General features: G+C 67.9%; 16 protein-coding genes. 13 read left to right on the forward strand and 3 right to left on the reverse strand.

What is annotated here, in order from left to right:
* Positions 1-30 precede the first annotated feature (30 nt).
* The 13 genes from ACLJPD_RS15770 (at position 31) to ACLJPD_RS15830 (ending at position 13,754) form a co-directional block, all read left to right on the forward strand.
* Entirely contained in the window at positions 31-924 is an 894-nt protein-coding gene (locus ACLJPD_RS15770) for an MlaE family ABC transporter permease (RefSeq protein ID WP_410872867.1), read from the forward strand.
* Positions 924-1,778 carry an ABC transporter permease gene (locus ACLJPD_RS15775; protein ID WP_410872868.1) on the forward strand — a complete coding sequence of 285 codons (855 nt, stop codon included), beginning with the start codon at positions 924-926 and terminating at the stop codon, positions 1,776-1,778. The genes ACLJPD_RS15770 and ACLJPD_RS15775 overlap by 1 nt, the downstream gene beginning before the upstream one ends.
* Before the next feature lie 4 nt (positions 1,779-1,782).
* Positions 1,783-3,060: an MlaD family protein gene (locus tag ACLJPD_RS15780; RefSeq protein ID WP_410872869.1), complete on the forward strand. Its 1,278-nt coding sequence runs from the start codon at positions 1,783-1,785 to the stop codon at positions 3,058-3,060.
* On the forward strand, positions 3,057-4,094 hold the full coding sequence (locus ACLJPD_RS15785) for an MCE family protein (protein WP_410872870.1): 1,038 nt from the start codon (positions 3,057-3,059) through the stop codon (positions 4,092-4,094). The genes ACLJPD_RS15780 and ACLJPD_RS15785 overlap by 4 nt, the downstream gene beginning before the upstream one ends.
* A gap of 7 nt (positions 4,095-4,101) precedes the next feature.
* Positions 4,102-5,151, forward strand: coding sequence for an MCE family protein (locus ACLJPD_RS15790; RefSeq protein WP_410872871.1), 1,050 nt, complete (start codon positions 4,102-4,104; stop codon positions 5,149-5,151).
* Positions 5,148-6,251: an MCE family protein gene (locus ACLJPD_RS15795; RefSeq protein ID WP_410872872.1), complete on the forward strand. Its 1,104-nt coding sequence runs from the start codon at positions 5,148-5,150 to the stop codon at positions 6,249-6,251. Before ACLJPD_RS15790 ends, ACLJPD_RS15795 begins: the two co-directional genes overlap by 4 nt.
* Entirely contained in the window at positions 6,248-7,354 is a 1,107-nt protein-coding gene (locus ACLJPD_RS15800) for an MlaD family protein (RefSeq protein ID WP_410872873.1), read from the forward strand. Before ACLJPD_RS15795 ends, ACLJPD_RS15800 begins: the two co-directional genes overlap by 4 nt.
* Positions 7,351-8,631 (forward strand): MlaD family protein, encoded by a 1,281-nt coding sequence (locus ACLJPD_RS15805; protein WP_410872874.1) that lies wholly within the window; start codon positions 7,351-7,353, stop codon positions 8,629-8,631. The genes ACLJPD_RS15800 and ACLJPD_RS15805 overlap by 4 nt, the downstream gene beginning before the upstream one ends.
* 48 nt (positions 8,632-8,679) lie before the next feature.
* Complete coding sequence (locus tag ACLJPD_RS15810; RefSeq protein ID WP_410872875.1) at positions 8,680-9,351, forward strand: hypothetical protein; 672 nt, start codon at positions 8,680-8,682, stop codon at positions 9,349-9,351.
* A gap of 93 nt (positions 9,352-9,444) precedes the next feature.
* Positions 9,445-10,722 (forward strand): cytochrome P450, encoded by a 1,278-nt coding sequence (locus ACLJPD_RS15815; RefSeq protein WP_410872876.1) that lies wholly within the window; start codon positions 9,445-9,447, stop codon positions 10,720-10,722.
* A gap of 27 nt (positions 10,723-10,749) precedes the next feature.
* Positions 10,750-11,583 carry a mycofactocin-coupled SDR family oxidoreductase gene (locus tag ACLJPD_RS15820; protein WP_410872877.1) on the forward strand — a complete coding sequence of 278 codons (834 nt, stop codon included), beginning with the start codon at positions 10,750-10,752 and terminating at the stop codon, positions 11,581-11,583.
* A 13-nt stretch (positions 11,584-11,596) separates the two neighbouring features.
* Positions 11,597-12,595: an acyl-CoA dehydrogenase family protein gene (locus ACLJPD_RS15825; RefSeq protein WP_410872878.1), complete on the forward strand. Its 999-nt coding sequence runs from the start codon at positions 11,597-11,599 to the stop codon at positions 12,593-12,595.
* Entirely contained in the window at positions 12,579-13,754 is a 1,176-nt protein-coding gene (locus ACLJPD_RS15830) for an acyl-CoA dehydrogenase family protein (RefSeq protein WP_410872879.1), read from the forward strand. The genes ACLJPD_RS15825 and ACLJPD_RS15830 overlap by 17 nt, the downstream gene beginning before the upstream one ends.
* A 77-nt stretch (positions 13,755-13,831) precedes the next feature.
* Here the strand turns inward: ACLJPD_RS15830 and ACLJPD_RS15835 are convergent, their stop codons facing one another.
* The 3 genes from ACLJPD_RS15835 to ACLJPD_RS15845 form a co-directional block, all read right to left on the reverse strand.
* On the reverse strand, positions 13,832-14,380 hold the full coding sequence (locus ACLJPD_RS15835; protein WP_410872880.1) for a carboxymuconolactone decarboxylase family protein: 549 nt from the start codon (positions 14,378-14,380) through the stop codon (positions 13,832-13,834).
* A 151-nt stretch (positions 14,381-14,531) separates the two neighbouring features.
* Entirely contained in the window at positions 14,532-15,701 is a 1,170-nt protein-coding gene (locus ACLJPD_RS15840) for a CoA transferase (protein ID WP_410872881.1), read from the reverse strand.
* The gene (locus tag ACLJPD_RS15845) at positions 15,698-16,699 is read right to left on the reverse strand and encodes an enoyl-CoA hydratase/isomerase family protein (protein ID WP_410872882.1); all 1,002 of its coding nucleotides are present in this window, start codon (positions 16,697-16,699) and stop codon (positions 15,698-15,700) included. The genes ACLJPD_RS15840 and ACLJPD_RS15845 overlap by 4 nt, the downstream gene beginning before the upstream one ends.
* Between the last annotated feature and the right edge of the window lie 92 nt (positions 16,700-16,791).

Here is a 16,791-nt window from a genome sequence, read left to right on the forward strand (position 1 = left end):
GCGCGGCCCGATCGACCCGAAAGACCAGCGATGACGATCCACCGCGAAGCCGCGGCCCGGGAAACCCCGGACGGCGATGCCCGGACCCCGCAGGCCGAGCCCGCGACCCGGGCGATCGTCGCTTGGTGGCACGGCTACCTGAGGCGTCACCCGGGCGCCGCGCTGGCGACGGTGGGTGGGCAATTCGTTCTCGGTGTCCGCGCTCTCCAGTACCTCGTCACCGATATCGTCACCGGACGTTTCGCGTTCGGGGAGTTCGTCCGGCAGTCGGCGTTCATGTCCTCGGCGGCGGTGTTGCCGACCATTTTCGTCTCACTGCCCATCGGGGTGACCCTGTCCATCCAGTTCGGCCTGCTGGCCGGTCAGGTCGGCGCGACCTCGCTGGCCGGTGCTGCCAGCGGGCTCGCGGTGATCCGCCAGGGCGCGCCCATGGTGGCCGCGCTGCTGATGGCGTCCGCGGTGGGCTCGGCGATCTGTGCCGACCTGGGCTCACGCAAGATCCGTGACGAGTTGGACGCGATGGAAGTCATGGGCGTCTCGATCGTGCGGCGCCTCGTCGTGCCGCGCGTGGCGGCGGCCGTGCTGGTCGGTATCTCGCTCACCGGTGTGGTGTGCTTCGTGGGATTCCTGGCCGGCTACCTGTTCAACGTCTTCGCGCAAAACGGTGCCCCGGGCAGTTTCGTCACCACGTTCGCCTCGTTCGCCACCGTGGGCGATCTGTGGTTGACCCTGGTCAAAGCCGTGATCTACGGAATGATCGTCGCCGTCGTCGCCTGCGAGAAGGGCCTGCACACCGAAGGTGGGCCCGCCGGCGTCGCGAATTCCGTCAACTCGACGGTGGTCTCCTCGATCCTGTTGCTGATGCTGGTGAACGTCGTGTTCACCCAGCTGGCGATGATTCTGTTCCCGCGACAGGGACTGTGATGGCGACCCCGTACCGTCCGCGCGGCACGCGCACCATCATCCGGGTCTCACGGCATGCCGGTATATCCATCATGCGCATCGGGCACATGTTCTCCTTCCTGTTCCGTGCGCTGTACTCGATCCCGGTGATGCTGCGGCACTATCGCGGCGAATTCCTGCGCATCCTGTCCGACATCACCTGGGGCAACGGCTCGATCGTGGTGGGCGGTGGGACCGCGGGGGTGATCATCGTGCTCGGCGCGGCAGGCGGGGCCATTGTCGGTTTGGAGGGCTACAACGCCCTGCACCTGCTCGGGATGGAACCGACCATCGGCCTGATCGCCTCGACCGCCTCGACCAGGGAACTGGCGCCGATCATGGCCTCGCTGGCGTTCGCGGCGCAGGCCGGCTGCCGGTTCACCGCCCAGCTGGGAGCCATGGGGATCGCCGAGGAGATCGACGCCATGGAATCGATGGCCATTCGTTCGGTGCCCTACCTCGTGAGCACCAGATTGCTGGCCTCGATCGTGGCGATGGTCCCGCTCTATCTCGTCTGCCTTGCCGCCAACTACCTGGCGGTCGAGGCGGTCGTCGGGCTGTCGGGCGGACTTTCCGCGGGCACCTACCAGCACTATTTCCAACTGGTACTCAACGGGCCGGACATCGCGTATTCGCTGGGCAAGGCTGTTCTCTTCGTGATCATCACCTCGACCGTGCAGTGCTATTACGGCTACTACGCCGCGGGTGGGCCCCAGGGCGTCGGCATCGCCGCCGGGCGCGCGATGCGCGCGGCGATCTCGCTGATGATCGTGGTCAATCTGCTGCTCACCATCGCGCTCTGGGGCATCGGCGCCAGTGCCAGGCTGGGGGGCTGAGCTCATGTCTGTGCTCTTCGAGAAGGACGGCCGTGGGCCCGCCGGATGGATATTGCTCCTGCGCGGCGTCGTGGTGATCGTGGTGGTGACGCTGGGGCTCACCCTGCTGTTGCTGAAGTCGACCGGGCGATTCGATGAGAAAGTCGAGGTGACAGCGGTTCTGGAACAACTCGGCGACGGCCTGCCCACCCGCTCCGACGTGAAGTTCCGTGGAATGCTGGTCGGCATCGTCGCCGGAGTGTCCCCGGCCGGTGGGGGTTCGGCGAACCGGGTTCGGCTGATGCTCGATCCGGTTGTCGCCGAACGTATTCCGCGCACGGTCACGGCGCGGGTGGTCCCCAGCAATGTGTTCGCGGTCTCGTCGGTGCAGTTGGTCGACAACGGTCCAGGCCCCGCGCTCACGGCGAACTCCGAGATCCGGCAGGACACCAGCCTGTCCACGGTGCAGCTGCAGACCGCGCTGACGAAGCTGCGCGAGATCATCGCCGCGACAGCGCGGATCGGGTCCGCAGGCACGGTGGGTGTGCTCGCCGCGGTGGCCGAGGCGACCGACCGGCGCGGAACAGATCTGGTCGGCGCGGGTGCTCGGCTCGAGCGCATCACCGCGGAATTCGACGCGCTGCTCACCCCCGACGGCGGCCCACCCACCCTGACCATGCTCGCCGAGTCGGTCCGCGGCCTGACCGCCGCGGCCCCCGAACTGCTCGACGCACTGCACCATTCAGTGCTGCCGATGCGAACCTTCGCCGAACAGAACGACCAGCTGGCGGGGCTGCTCACCGCGGGCGGCACCACGATCGGCACGGTCGGCACCACGCTGGACCGCCGAACCGACCAGGTCGTCGACATCACGAACAACATGGGTCCGGTTCTCGACGTGTTCGCCGAGGGCTCACCGGCTTTCAGCCAGATCGTGGTGAGTATCCGGAAGCTGTCGGATCTGTGGTACCAGGAGTTCTGGAATGCCGACAGCCCACGCGGGCGCGGCAAGTTCCAGTTCCGGCTGACCCCGCACACGCCCTACACCCGCGCCGACTGCCCGCGCTACGGCGAGCTGGCAGGCCCGAGTTGCTCGACGGCACCCACCTCGGTGCCGATCGAGGAGTTGCCGCCGGTCATGGACCCGCGGACGCACCCGTCGGACCCCGGGGTCGCCGCCGGTTTGCCGCCCGAGATCACCGCACTGATCGAGCGAGCACTACTCGGCAACCAGAACGGTGCCGAATCCGTGCTGGTGCCGCTGCTGGCCGACGGTCCGTTTCCCATGGGGGGTACGAGATGAGCTATCGCCGCCCGCTGATCGGGGTCTGTCTGTTCGTGACGGTCGCGATGGCGCTGATCTGGATGACCTACGTGACCCTCGACCGAGACATCAACGGGCAGACGGAGCAATATTCGGCGGTTTTCACCGATGTCAGCGGTTTGCGGGTCGGCGATGACGTGCGGATGGCCGGGGTCAGGGTCGGGCGGGTGGACGGCATCGAACTGGCCGGAATCCAGGCCAGGGTGCGGTTCCGGGTGCAGGACGATCAAGTGCTCTACGGCGATACCAAAGCCTCGATCACCTACCAGAATGTCATCGGGCAGCGCTACCTCGGTCTCGCGCTGGCCGAGTTCGGTGCTCGGACGCCACTGGCGGCAGGCGCCGAGATTCCGGTGGAACACACCGAACCATCCTTCGATATCTCCGCGCTGCTCAACGGTTTCGAGCCGTTGTTCGGTGGCCTCGATCCCGCCCAGGTGGACAACGTCACCGGCGCGTTGATCAAGGCGCTGCAAGGTGATCAGACCTCGTTGGTGCTGCTGATCGAGCAGGTATCGGAACTGGCACAGTCGCTGGCCGGACCCGACCAGGTGCTCGGCGCGGTGATCGGGAATCTGAACCTGGTGGTCGGCGACCTGGCGCGCCACAGCGGTGAGGTGAGCGGACTCATCACCCAGTCGCGCGTCATCATCGGCGGGCTGGCCGCGCACCGCGACGAACTGCTGGCAACGCTGGACTCGACGGCGCTGGTCACCAACCGGATGGCCGGCTTGCTCCGCGATGTGGAACCGGAGCTGAACGCCATGCTCTACCGCGAACCCGGCTTCACCCGCCATTTCGAGGAGAACAAGGAGAACTTCGCCTACCTCGGCTTCAACCTGCCCGCGCTGATGAAGGGGCTGGCCAGGGTCAGCCAAGAAGGCGCGTACCTGAACACCTATCTGTGCAATTTCAACATCACCCTGCTGCCGTCGCTGACGGCGCTGGTGCCGACCGTTGTCGGCCTCGCCACGCCGAGCGGGCAACCCGAGTATTCCCCGATCTGCCGGTGAGGCGACGATGAAACAACCTGTACGACAGTGGATTCGGCTGGCGCAGCGGCCGATCGAGGATCATCCACGTGGCCTGCTCGGACTGATCGCGGTCGTGGTCCTGCTCGCCGTGACCGTCGGTGCCGTCGGCGTCAGCTCCTTCGGCGTCGGCACGGTGCGCTACGAGGCGGAGTTCGCCCAGGCGGCCGGGATCAGCAGCGGGGACTCGGTGACGATCGCGGGGGTCGCGGTCGGCACGGTCAGTGGGTCGCGGCTGGTCGGCGATCGAGTGCTGGTCTCGCTGAACATCGATTCCGCGGTGCCGCTCGGTGCCGGGACCGGGGCGGCGATCAAACTGACCACCCTGCTCGGTGCCCGGTATGTCGAGATCCGGCCCGCGGGCGATGGCGCGCTACCCGACCGGCGAATCACCTTGGAGCACACCGAGGTTCCCTACGACCTGCAGACCGCGCTGGACAACGCCACCGTCACCTTCGACCGGATCGACACCGCCCAGATCGGCGACTCGCTGACCACCCTGGCCGGGCAGTTGGAGGGAATGCCGTCGGTACTGCCCGCCATGCTGGCCAATGTGCGCGCACTGGCCGCCGTCATCGGTGAGCGGCGCGGGGAGACCAGCGCGCTGCTGGCCAGTACGGCGACACTCACCTCGGTGATCCACGGCCAGCAAGCCGATCTCGCGGCCGTGATGACCCAGGGCAGCGACCTGCTCAACGAGATCGTGGTGCGCCGCGACGCGGTGGTGCGCCTGATGAACGCGACCCGCGACCTGGCCGATCAGGTGCGCACCCTGGTGGTGCACGACCGCCCGGCCGTCGACAACCTGCTGAGCGGTCTCGAAGGGCTACTCGGCAGTCTCGCGCGCAACGACGCGCTCTTGCGTAGCACGCTCGAGATCCTGCCGATCCCGGTGCGCAACTTCGCCAATGCCTCCGGCACCGCCAACGAAGTCGACTTCACCGCGCCCGCCGGGCCGATGATCGATTCGTGGATGTGCGCGCTGGGTGGGCGTGCGGAGATGGCGAACCTGCCCCCCTACTTCGAGGATTGTCGATGAGAGCCGGACGTGCGCTGTTGAGCGTCGCTGTGGTGTTGGGGATCGGCGTCGCGGCCGGATTCGCGGACAGTCCGATCCGGGGCGAGCGCAGGGCCACCGTCACCGCGATGTTCGACAATGCCGCCGGCCTGTATGTGGGCAATGCCGTTGCCGTGCTCGGCATGCCGGTGGGGGAGGTCACCGCGGTCGAGCCGCGCGGCTCCCAGGTGCAGGTCACCTTGGCCGTCGACCGTGCGGTCTCGATTCCCGCCGATGTCAGGGCGGTCACCCTGTCGACATCGGTGCTCACCGACCGTCATGTGGAACTCACCCCCGTCTACCGGGGTGGGCCCACGCTGCCCGACGGTGCGCGCCTCGGCCTCGACCGCACCCGCACACCGGTGGAGTTCGACCGGCTGCTCGGTGCCGCCGATCGAATGGCGGGCGAACTCGAAGGTGAGCGGCCCGGTGACGGCCCGGTCGCACGGTTGCTCACCGCGTCGTCGGCGATCGCCACCGGCAGCGGTGCGCCACTGCGCGAGACCCTCGATCAGCTCGCGGTGGCGCTGAAGCTCGGCGAAGACGGTGGGGACGCCACGCGCGAGACGATCACCCAGTTGGTGAACCAACTCGCCGAACTGCTGCGCGCCGCCGCCGACAACGACCGCGTGATTCGCGAATTCGGCACCGCGACAGGGCAACTCGGCGATGTGGTGGCCGATCTCGGCATCGGCACCGGCGACACGGGCGCCCAGATCGTCGAGATCATGGGCCAGACCGACTCCCTGCTCACCGCCAACGCGGGCACCCTGGCGGCCACGCTGTCCAACGGCGCCACCGTGACCAAGGCGATGGCCGACTATCGCAGCGAGCTCGCCGAGTTCATCGACGTCACACCGCTGCTGCTGAACAACGCCTACAACGCTGTCGACTTCGACTACCGCGGTGTCCGGGTGCACGCGCTGCTGGACAAGGTCTTCTTCGGCGGTCAGCTGGTCAAGGAATTCTGCAATATCCTCGGGCTGCGCCAACTCGGTTGTGCGACAGGGACATTGCAGGATTTCGGTCCCGACTTCGGGATCACCGACATGCTCGAGGCGATGTCGAGGTTGCCGCGATGAGCGCCTGGCGTCTGTCGCGTGTCGCAGCGCTCGCGCTCGCGGCGCTGGTCTGCGGGACCGGCTGCGCGGTCGGGCTCGGCGACCTGCCACTGCCCGCTCCCGGCGGCAGCGGCGAAAGCTACACGGTGCACGCCGAATTCGAGAACGCGCTGAACCTGCCCGCCAAAGCCAAGGTGCGGTTGGCCGGCGCCGATGTCGGCGAAGTGACCGAGATGGTGGTGCGCGACTACACCGCTGTGGTGACGTTGCGCATCCGTCGTGAGGTTCGGCTGCCGTTGGGTTCCACCGCCGAACTACGCTCGGCCACCCCACTCGGCGACATCTTCGTCTCGCTGACCGCGCCCGCCGAGGCCACTCCCGCCACGCCTGCCCTGGCCGACGGCGACCGCATCGCCCGCGAGCGCACCTCCGCCGCGGCGACCGTCGAGGAACTGCTCACCACGGCATCGCTGCTGGTGAACGGCGGTGCCCTGCGCAATCTCACGACGATTGTCAACGGTCTCGGCCGCGCGGTCGGTGACCGCGGTGATCGCATGGCCGAGCTGATCGCGCAGTCGACGCGGGTGGTGCAGGCGCTGGCCGCCCGCTCGGCCGACATCCGCGCCACCTTGGCGGAGGTCGATCAACTCGCTCGCACAGTGAACGAACAATCCGGCACCATCGACGAGGTCCTCGCCGCTGCCGGCCCCGCGTTGACGACCCTGCGCGCCAACTCCGACCAGGCGCTGTCCCTGGTCGGTGAGGTCGATCAGATCTCCCAGCAGCTCGCACGGTTTCCCGGTCTCGACGGCACCGAGACCACCGGCATGATCGCCGACATCAATCGGATCGCCGAGCAGCTCAACGCCGCAGCGACCGATCCGAATGCCAGTGTGGCGGCGATGAATTCGATGCTCGGCCCGGTCATCGCGGTCACCACCAGCACCTCGGCCAGCACCGACGCGGATTTTCAGGACCTGGCACTCGGTGTGCTGCCCGATGTGAACCACCCCGGCGATCCGGAGAGCAGGCTGCCAGATGCCCGGGATTGGACGAACTTCATCGGCACGCTCACCTACACCTTGCTTCGACTGCAGGGCCGGATCGCCGGAGCCGGCCGATGACGGGCGGGGTCGGCGAGACATCGGCGCGCTTGCTGGTGAACGTGGTGGGCGCGGTCCGTGCGCGGCGGGCAGCGGCCTCGGCGGTGTCGCTGGTGCTCACGCTGGTGATCGGTGTCGGCTATCTGACTTTCGGTGCGCTGGGGGTGAATCCCACCGCGTCGACCTATCGGGTTCGCGTCCATCTCGCCGATTCGGGCGGGCTGCTGACCGGCCGGACCGTGGCGCTGCGAGGGGTGCCGGTCGGCACCGTGGAGTCGGTGGAACTCACCGGATCCGGGCTGGTCGCGGTCGCGGCGATCGACTCGCGCACTGCGGTTCCCGCCGACGGCGAGGTCCGGGTGGCGAGCCTGTCGCTGGCGGGGGAGCAGTACCTGGACTTCCGGCCCACCGGGGACGACGGCCCCTACCTGACCGACGGCGCGGAGATCGCGGTGGAACGCACCAGCACGCCGACTCCGCTGTGGCAAACCCTGAGTCAGCTGGATTCCACGCTGGCTCAGGTGGATCCGGCTCAGCTCGCGGCGGTCGTCGACGGGTTCGGGGTGGGACCGCGGGGACCGGAGAAGTTGGCCGACATCATCGACGGCGGAGTCTTCCTGATCTCCACCCTCGACGCGGTGCTGCCACAGCTGGTCGGCCTGCTCCGGGACAGCAGGCAGGTGCTCGGGACCGTGCGTGACTTCGGCCCCGGTCTCGACGGATTCGCCACCGACATGAACGAGGTGATGGCCGGGGTGAGTGCGAAATCCGGTGGCTACGCGGCCCTGCTCGACGCGACGCCGGGAACGTTGCGTGCGCTGGACGCGGTGCTCGTCCAGAACGCCGACGGCGGCGGGAAGCTGCTCGACAACCTGGGTGTCGTCGCCGATGTCACCGGCGCCCGAGTGCCGGCGTTCCAGGAATTCTTCTTCCCGACCGAGCGCGGCGGATCCACCCTCGACGCGATCGCGGTCGCCTTCCACGACGGTGGCGTCTGGGGCCTGGTGAACCTGTATCCCCGCTACTCCTGTGACTACGACCTGCCTCGCAGATCGCCGTCGCTGCCCGATTTTCCCGAGCCGTACCGATACACCTACTGCCCCAACACCGATCCTTCGGTGCTGATCCGTGGTGCTGCCAACGCTCCGCGCCCGACCGGCGCCGCGATCCCCGGCCCGCCGCCGCCCGGCGAGCCCACTGTCCGCCAGACGATGCAGACACCGGTCGGACCGCTGTCGCTGCCGCTGACCTTCGCCGGCCCGCCGTTGCCGGACCCGCCTCCCGCTCCGCACCGATGACCGGACCACAGCCGACCCAGCCCGATCTCTACCGCGAGGAACGACACCATGAGTGATACCGACATTGCCGTAGCCGACCTGTCGACCGACGAGGTGAAAGAGACTGCCGAGAAGCATGATTCGCCCTCGCCTGCGCGGTCCGACGAATCCACGGCCGCTGAATCGGACGCGGCTGCCACAGAGTCGGGGTCCGACGATCCGCCGTCGACCGAAGGAAAGGACCGGGTCAGGCGCCTGGCGAGTGTCGCGCGTCGCGCGGCCGTTCCCGCGCTCGCGCTCATCGCGGTCGCCGCGCTCGTCGGCGCGGGCGTGTTGGGCTGGCAGCTGCGCGAGGAGCGGGCGGTGGACAGCGCGGCCGAGGCGGCACTGCAGGCGGCCCGGGCTTATGCGGTGACCCTGACCAGCGTCGATTCGAGCAACCTCGATCGCGACTTCACCGCGGTGCTGGACGGGTCGACCGGCGAGTTCCGGGACATGTACACCCGCTCGAGCGGTCAGTTGCGCCAGCTGCTGCAGGAGAACAAGGCAACCGGCAAAGGCGCGGTCCTGGACGCGGCGGTGAAGTCGGCGACCGAGACCGAAGTCGAGGTGCTGCTGTTCATCGACCAGACGGTCACCAACGCCGCCTCCGCCGATCCGCGCGTCGATCGCAGCCGCGTGTTGATGACGATGCAACTCGTCGACGGGCGTTGGTTGGCGAGCCGGGTCTACCTGCCCTGAATTCGTCAGCATTCATTTCGCCCGCACTCTCTTATTGCCGTAAGAGAATGCTATTCTCACTTGAAGATAATGCAGTTTCCGAGGAGGATCCGAATGACCGATTTCGACACCGTCGACTACTTCGCCGATCCAGCGCTGGTGCCGGATCCGCACCCCTATTTCGACCACCTGCGCGCGCAGTGCCCAGTCAAGAAGGAATCGCACTACGGGGTCTACGCGGTGACCGGCTACGACGAGTCGGTGGAGGTTCTTCGCGACGCGAACCTGTTCTCCTCGGCGGTCGCCGTCGGCGGCCCGTTCCCGCCGTTGCCCTTCGCGGTCGAGGGTGACGACATCACCGATCTCATCGAGGCGCATCGCGCGCAACTACCGATGTTCGAGCACATGGTGACCATGGACCCGCCGCGACACACCTTCGCGCGGTCCGTACTGAACCGGCTGCTCACGCCGGCGCGGCTGAAGGAGAACGAGGACTTCATGTGGCGGCTGGCCGACCGCCAGCTCGACGAGTTCCTCGCGGCGGGCAAGTCGGAATTCCTGGCCGAGTACGCCAAGCCGTTCTCGCTGCTGGTGGTGGCCGACATGCTCGGCGTGCCCGAGGAAGACCACCAGCAGTTCAGAATCGCGCTCGGTGCGGCGCAACCCGGCCAGCGAGTCGGCGCGCTCGACAGCGAATCCCTCGCCACCAACCCCCTGGCATGGCTCGACGACAAGTTCGTCGGCTACATCTCCGAACGCCGCGACAATCCGCGCGATGACGTGCTCACCTCACTCGCGCTGGCGAAATACCCGGACGGTTCCACCCCCGAGGTGATCGACGTAGTGCGTTCGGCCACCTTCCTTTTCGCCGCCGGGCAGGAGACCACGGCCAAACTGCTCAGCGCCGCGATGCGGATCCTCGCCGACCATCCCGAAGTGCAACAGGCGCTGCGCGATGACCGCAGCCTGATCCCCACCTTCATCGAAGAGACGCTGCGGATGGACTCGCCGGTGAAGTCCGGATTCCGGCTCGCCACGCGCGCCACCACCGTCGGTGAGGTGGACATCCCGGTCGGCTCGACGGTGATGTTCTGCCCCGGTGCGGCGAACCGCGACCCCCGCCGATTCGAGGATCCGCACGAATTCCGCCTCGACCGCGCCAACTTCCGCGAGCACATGGCGTTCGGGCGCGGCGTGCACTCCTGCCCCGGCGGCCCGCTGGCCCGCGTCGAGGGCCGGGTGTCGATCGAGCGGATTCTGGACCGGATGCTCGACATCGGCATCGACGAAGCCCATCACGGCGCGCCCGATGACCGGACCTACCGCTACGAGCCGACATTCATTCTGCGCGGCCTCAGCGATCTGCACATCACCTTCACTCCCAATCCCTGAATTCCCCTGAACGAGAAGAGGTTCACCATGACCGGACGGGTCGACGGCAAAGTCGCCTTCATCACCGGCGCGGCACGCGGCCAGGGTCGCAGCCACGCGGTGCGGCTGGCCCAGGAAGGCGCCGACATCATCGCCATCGATGTCTGCAAGCAGCTCGACAACGTTCCCTTTCCGATGTCCACCCCCGAGGACCTGGCCGAGACCGCGGAACTGGTGAAGGCCGAGGGCCGCCGGGTGGTGACCGCCGAGGTCGACGTGCGCGACTACGACGCGCTCAAGCAGGCCGTGGACAGCGGTGTGGAGCAGCTGGGCAAACTCGACATCATCGTCGCGAACGCCGGTATCGGCAACGAGGGCGGTCCGCTGGCCGACCTCGACGAGACGCTGTGGGACGACATGATCGCCGTCAATCTCGGCGGCGTCTGGAAGACCGTGAAAGCCGGTGTGCCGCATCTGATCGCCGCCGGTGGCGGCGCCGTCGTGTTGACCGGTTCGGTCGGCGCGCTCAAGGCCTACCCCAACGTCGGGCACTATGTCGCTGCCAAGCACGCGGTGGTGGGCTTGATGCGCACGTTCGCCGTGGAGCACGGCCACCAGTCCATCCGGGTGAACTCGGTGCACCCCACGCACGTGAGCACCTCCATGTTGCTCAACGAGGGCACCTACAAGCTGTTCCGCCCCGACCTGGAGAACCCGGGGCCGGCCGACCTCGAGCCGATCTGCCGGATGTTCCATACCCTGCCCACACCGTGGGTGGATCCGGCGGATGTCAGCAATGCCGTGCTCTACCTGGTTTCCGACGAGGCCCGGTTCGTCACCGGCGTATCGCTGCCGGTCGACGCCGGCAGCATGCTCAAGTAGCGCGGAGGCATCGATGCTGTTCGAGTTCGACTCCGATCAGCGGTTGTTGCGCGAGATCGTCCGTGACGTCACGGCGAAAGAGTGCCCACCACCGCTGATCAGGGACGTCGTCGACAAGGGCGCCGATCCCGCCGCGCTGTGGCAGACCTATGTCGGCCTCGGCTGGACCGAACTCGCCGATCCCGCCGCGGCGGTCGAGCTCGGCATCGTGTTCGAGGAACTGGGCAGGGCGACCGACCCCACCCCGTTCCTGGCGACGATGTCGCAGTTCGCCCCGCTGGTACCGGAAGCGGGACGGATCGATCGCCCGGGGGCCGCGGTGTACGGCGGGATCTCCGCCGTCCACGACGGTGCGGGCTATCGCCTGCACGGCACCGCGCACCACGTGCTCGACGGCGACCGAGCAGCGCGACTCGCCGTGGTCACCGACGCCGGTGTGTTCGTGGTCGACGCCGACGCGGTTAGTACCCGCCGCATACCGGCTTTCGACCCGGTATTGCACCTGGCCGACGTGACATTCGATGCCGTCGCGGTGGCCGCCTCGGACCGGGTCGACGTCGATGTGGTGCGCGCCCGCCAGTGCGCGATCACCGGCATGGCGCTGACCACCGTCGGCGCCTGTCGGCGGATCCTCGACCTGGCGCTCGAGCACGTACGCGGCCGCAGCCAGTTCGGGGTACCGATCGGCTCGTTCCAGGCGGTGCAGCACAAGGCGGCCGATATGCACGTCGCGATCGAACGGGCGCGAGCGCTCGGCTTCTTCGCCGCGCTGTGTCTGGCCGCCGACGACCCCCGCCGACAGCTGGCCGCGTCCATGGCCAAAGCCGCTGCGGGAGAGTGCCAGTCGCTGGTCTTCAAGCACGGTGTGCAGCTGTTCGGGGCCATGGGTTTCACCTGGGAGAACGACCTACAATTCGCGCTCAAACGCGCCAAGGCCGGCGAACTGCTGCTCGGCGGCGCGGCCGAGCACCGGGCCATCGTGGCGGAGGAATACCGTGCAACTCACCTTTGATCCTGATGTCGAGGAATTCCGCGCCGAGTTCGTCGGGTTCCTCACCGAACACCTGCCGAGCGAGGCGGAGGCGATCCAGCGGTCCGAATCCAGCGCGCACGTCCCGGAGTGGGCGCGGCGCTGGCAACGACTGCTGTTCGACAGCGGTTGGCTGCTGCCGACCAACACACCGGAGTTCGGTGGCCGCAATGCCTCGGTCCTGCAGCAGTACGTCTATCTCGAGGAACTCTCCAAGCGGCGGATCTACCACAGTTTCAACCCACAGGGCGTCGGGATCATCGCCGCCTCGCTCCTGTCGTTCGGCACCGAGGAACAGCAGCGCGACTGGGCCGTGCCGATCCTGCGCGCCGAGATCACCGCGGCGCTGGGGATGAGCGAACCCGGTGCGGGGTCCGATCTCGCCGGGCTGCGCACCCGGGCGGTACGCGACGGGGACCACTATGTCGTAGACGGCCAGAAGGTCTGGACCTCCGGTGCCCACGATGCCGACGTGCTGCTCACCTTCGTGCGCACCGATCCGAACGCGCCCAAACACAAGGGGATCAGCGTTCTGTTGATCCCGACCGACACCCCGGGCGTGACGGTGCGGCCGTTCGCGTCGGCGTGCGCCGCCGATGACCTGGATTTCAACGAGGTCTACTTCGAAGGCGTCCGGGTGCCGGTGGCCAACCGGGTAGGGCTGGAGAACGAGGGCTGGTCGGTGGCCACCGGTTCGCTCGGCCACGAGCGCACGCTGCTCTGGCTCAGTTTCGCCAACCGCCTCGAAGACATGCTCGTCGACTTCCGCCCGCGCACCGCACTCGACAGCGACGGCTACGCCCGACTGGTGATGGACAGTTTCGCGCTACGGCTGCTCGGCTCGGCCGCCCTCGGCAGGGAATCACGCGGCGAGCAGGATGTGGCGACCCTGTCCGTACTCAAGGTGCTCGGTTCCGAGGCAGTGCAGTCGGCGGCCGAACGGGCCCTGGACAACATCGGCCCAGCCGGTCTCGCGCATCCCGCGGTGAGCGCACCACCGAACCCGCTGAATCTGGAGTGCTTCACCAGCAGCTGGTTCGAGCGATACCTCCGCAGTTTCGCCGGCACCATCGCCGGCGGCACCTCGGAGATCCAGCGCAACATCATCGCCCAACGGGTACTCGGCCTGCCACGGGCCTGACCAGGACAAGGCCACGGCCGAGTGGATTCGTCAGACCTCGAAGCGTCCGACGAATCCACTCGGTGGCGCGTCCGCACTCAGTGTTGCGGGTAGCCGGCGGTCGCGTCCGGTGTGATACCGAAGGTGTTGAACGCCATGGCCAAAGTGGCATAGCAGCCGACGGTGAAGACCAGGTCCATGCGCTGGCGGTCGTCGAGTCGGACGCCGAGAGCTGTCCACGTCTCGTCGGACAACGCGGATTTCTCGTCGAGTTCGTCCACCGCGTCCAGTACCAGGCGATCGAATTCGTCGGCCGCGGTGCCGTTGCGCCGTGCCGCTTCGATATCGGCCTCGGTGAGTCCGGCATCGCGACCCATCGCGGCGTGGTGCTGCCATTCGTAGTCGCAGTCGCGGCGGTGTGCCACGCGCAGGACGGCCAGCTCGCGTAACCGGGGTTCGAGGGTGGAGCTGAACTGCAGGTGCACGTTGAAGCCGAGGAACGCGCGAGTCAGTTGTGGGTGGCGGACCAGGACCGACAGCGCGTTCCCGGCCCCGGCTGGATTGCGCCGCTCCGGTGGCAGCATTCGCGCCAGTGCCTTGTCGACCTCGTCATCCCACTGGTCCTCGGGAAGCGGGGAAAGGCCCATGATGGCCTCCTGCCCGGCGCGTGGAGATCAACCAGGCGCCACTCGAAATGGATACACTCTTCACCGAAGAGAATACACTTCTCCAATAACGAGAGCGATATTCGGGCACTCAAAGCTTCGCTCTGCCTCCACTGAGCAACCGGTATCGGTTTCACTGAGTGCGCGCAACCGATGCGAGTGCGTGGACCGCGTCCCGGTCCGCGCCCAGTGCCGACGCTCGCCCGGCGATCCTGGGAGATGCAGGCCGGGCAGCGACCTGGCGGGGGAGTGCGGGAGTCGTTGGAAGCGCGGCATATTCGGCCGCGACCGCACTCAACGACACCTCGATCAGTTCACCACCGCCGCGGGCCAGCGCCTCGGAGACCGACCGTGCCGCTTCCAGTCCGGTGAGCGGGTCGGCGATCGCGTCCGCGCAGAAATAAGGACCGCCCTCGGCGATGCCGACCAGTCCACCCGCGACCGCGGCGTCATCGCCGAATCCGGCCCGGTTCGCACCGATTCCGCTGCCGTGGGCGGTGATCCGCGCCCACACCCGGCCGGGTCGGGCCGGCAGGTCGGGGCCGAGTCCACGCCGGGTCAATGCCGAAGGGCGCGAGGACTCCAGGACCACGTCGGCACGAGCGAGCAGGGTGCGCAACGTCTCGGGTTCATCGAAATCGATGGAACAGCAGAGCTTTCCGGCGTTCATCCAGTCGAAGAATCGCGGTGTGCGGCGGGTGCCGTCCGGGCGTGACGGGCTTTCGACCTTGATGACGGTGGCGCCCGCTTGCCTCAACAGCCTGCCGCACAAGGGACCGGCCCACATCGAGGACAGGTCGACCACCAGGCAACCGGATGGGCTCCGCGGTGGTCCGACGGGCCCGATCCGCCGAACGACCGGCGCGGCGGGTGCCTGCTCGCCGAGTGCCGCCACGGGCAGCCCGAGCAGGCGGGCTCGCGCCGTGACTTCCGCCGCCGGAATGTTCGTGGCCCACTCGGTGATCGCTGCCCAGTGGTCCGACACAGTGGCGGTTTCGAGCAGCGCGGGAATCGCCTCCCGGTCGACATCTCGGGCCAGGGTGAGCGCGCACCACCCGTCCCGGGTCGCGATCAGTCGCGTTGCCCCGCCCGCGGAGATCCGACCTCGGCGCGACAGCCCGAGTAACGCGGCCCGCCCGGTCAGTTCGACACCCACATCGATCGCAATCCCGGTGCGCGCGGTGAATCCGTCGGCGACCGCGCGGGCGCGGGGCAGAATCGCGGCTCGGCTCTGATCCGGAGCGCCGTCCGGGTCACCGGTGAGCCACAGTGCCCCGCAGGTGGCCCAATCGGTGGCTGTCACAGTGTTGCGGTGGAGTGCGCCGTCGATGGTGGCGTGGCGTCGTCAGGTCCGACGATCTCGTCCACCAGCCCCCAGTCCAGCGCGGTGGGTGCGTCGATCACGCTCCCGCTGAGCACCATGTACGCGGTGCGCCAGCGACCGATTCGGCGTGGCACGCTCACTGTTCCGCCCGCGCCGGGAATCAACCCGAGCCGCAGTTCGGGCAGCCCGACGACGGCGTCGGGGTGGGCGCTCACCGTGCCGCAGAAGGCGGCCATCTCGAGTCCGCTACCCGTTGTGCGGCCGTGGATGTGGGCCCGAAGGTTCGGCCCGAGACGCTGTGCGAGCGCGTGGAGCGCACGCGCCGGGCTGTATCTGGTGCGAGCCAGGTGGGCGCTCGCCACATCGGTGAAGGTCCCGAATTCGGCCAGATCGCCACCGCTGCAGAACGTGGGACCGTTGCCGGTGAGTTCGACCGCGCGGATCGAATCGTCCCAGCGGGCAATGGCCAGCGCGTCGAGCAGCGCGGCGCGCGTCCGATCGTCGAAAGCGTTGTGCCGGTGCGGGCGATCGAAGCAGATGTGCAGCGTCTGCCCGTCGCGGCGGATCACGAGTGGGTCGCCGAACTCGGGTGTGCGGCTCTTCGTCACGCGGTCGCGCAGCCAGGCGGCGAACTCCGGCCCGCCCTGCAGGGTGGAGTACGCCAGAGATTCGATGAGCAGCCCCTGGTCGAAACCCGTTCCTGGCTGACCGGCGCGCAGCACGTCGTCGCAGACGGTCGCGGCCAATGGACTACTGGTGCAGTGACTGTCGAGACGATCGAGCGCGTCGGCGACCGACGGCACGGTCACCACCCGTGGGTCGACCGATGCCGTCGCGGTCAGGGTCAGGGTGGCGTGCTCGAGCCAGTAGGCGCCCGCGGCGGCTGCGGGATCGTCGGCCACCGCGATGACAACTCCGGGAGGTGTCGCCGCGGCATCGAAATCTGGATCGGCTAGCGCATCGACTACACGGATCACGGTTTGCCCGCCTCTTCAGCTCGCAGTCACTGTGAGTGAATATGCTATTCTCTTCTACGGAGAATGCAATATCACGGCACTTGATGTACGGA

This window comes from Nocardia sp. A7 (assembly GCF_046549215.1).
GTDB lineage: Bacteria > Actinomycetota > Actinomycetes > Mycobacteriales > Mycobacteriaceae > Nocardia.